Genomic DNA, 1,683 nt, shown 5'->3' on the forward strand with positions numbered 1-1,683 from the left:
CTGCGCTTCTGCGGCGTCCCGCCCCTGGTCGCGGCGGCGTCGGGGGCGGGCTACGGGGCCTTTTTGCGGGTCTGCGAGGCGGCCGGGCGGCCCAACCTCGCCGGGGCGAACATGGCCTACTCGCGGGCAGCGGCCGGGCTGGCCGGGGGCTATCCGGATGTCGAGGCGCTGGAGGACGTGCGGCTCGGCCTCGCGCTGGCCCGGCTGGGCGAGGTCGCCTACGTGCCCGGCGCGGGGGTCGGGACGAGTGCCCGGCGCCTCTCGGGGGGCGTCCTTCCCTTTCTGTGGCGGCACCTGCTCAACCTCAGCGGTCATACGCGAGGGTATTTCGGGCCGTGAGGGGCGCGGCGCCCTCCGCGAAGGGCACCTCCTGCGCCACCCCCAGCACCCCGGAATACACGTCCAGCACCCGCTCGGCCACGCCTCCCGGCGTCCAGGTGGCCCCGTGCCGCTGCGCCCCCTGCGAGAGCCGCGCCCACAGCGCCGGGTCTCCCAGGACCGCCGCCGCGTGCCGGGTCAGGGCGGGCACGTCCCCCGGCGCCACCAGGTAGCCGCTGCGGCCCGTCGCCACCCCGCTGAGCGTTCCGCGGGCGCCCACCGCCACGACGGGCACGCCCATCAGTTGCGCCTCCTGCAAGACCAGCCCCTGGGTCTCGGTGTCGCTGGCGAACAGGAACAGCTCGGCCAGGCGGTAGTACGCCCCGATCTCGGTCCAGGGGCGCACCCCCAGGAAGCTCACCCGGCCTTCCACCCCCCGGCGCCCCGCGTGTTCCTCCAGCCGCCCGCGCTCGGGGCCCTCCCCCAGCACCACGAGGTGCGCGTCGGGCAGTCCCACGAGCGCGTCCAGTACGAGGTCGAAGCGCTTCTCGCGGGCCAGCCGCCCCACGGTCAGCAGCCGCCGCCGTCCGGGAGGCCAGGGATTCTGGATGGGGGGAGCGCCGCGCAGCACCTCCGGCTCGACCGCCGTGGGAATCACCACCGGGCTGCGCACCCCCATCTCGCGGGTCACGTCCAGCATCGCGGCGGTGGGCATGATCACCGCGTCGGCGCGGCGGTAGTAGCGGCCCATCAGGCGGGTGACCACGCGGGTGTGGTGTTGCAGGGCGGTCAGGCCCGGCACGTAGTGGGTGTAGGCCCCCAGGTGGGTGTGATAGGTCGCCACGTGCGGCACCCCCCACTTGCGGGCCAGCCGCGCTCCCGCCAGCCCCAGGGTCAGCGGCGTGTGCGTGTGCACGAGGTCGTAACGCTGGGAAAAGCTGCGCCGGGTCGGCCACGCCAGCCGGTAGGTCGGCAAGAACACGTAACGCACGCTCGCCGCCCGCCGCACGTCGGGACGGGTGTCCTGCGCTTCCGGAAAGAAGGGAGCCACCACCTCCACGTGGTGCCCCCGCGCCCGCAGCTCGTCGCTGAGCAGCCCCACGCTGGTCACGATGCCGTTCTGGTCAGGAAGGAAGGTATCGGTAAACAGCCCGATGCGGAGCGGTCTCATGCGCCGCACCCGCGGACCCGTTGGCTGAGAAGAGGCTCAAGCATCGCTGAACGAGAGCATACGCCGCCGCGCATGAGAGGTGCGTAGGAACAGGCACGCTACAGTCGGTCCATGCGCCCCCCTCCCCCGCCGATGCGCCGCGCCCTGCTGCGGGCCGGGGCGGGTGGAGCGCTGGCGGGCGGCGACCCCGGCTC

The 1,683-nt window shown here is 74.2% G+C and carries 1 protein-coding gene and 1 pseudogene; one reads left to right on the forward strand and one right to left on the reverse strand.

Translation table 11 applies throughout. The annotated features are described in order from the left end of the window. Positions 1-339: pseudogene (locus QOL99_RS16900) on the forward strand (glycosyltransferase family 2 protein); the annotation flags it as partial. Here the strand turns inward: QOL99_RS16900 and QOL99_RS16905 are convergent. Then, positions 305-1,489 (reverse strand): glycosyltransferase family 4 protein, encoded by a 1,185-nt coding sequence (locus tag QOL99_RS16905; protein ID WP_285525547.1) that lies wholly within the window; start codon positions 1,487-1,489, stop codon positions 305-307. The pseudogene QOL99_RS16900 and the gene QOL99_RS16905 overlap by 35 nt on opposite strands. Between the last annotated feature and the right edge of the window lie 194 nt (positions 1,490-1,683).

The sequence above is a fragment of the Deinococcus rhizophilus genome (genome assembly GCF_030271215.1).
Lineage (GTDB): Bacteria > Deinococcota > Deinococci > Deinococcales > Deinococcaceae > Deinococcus > Deinococcus rhizophilus.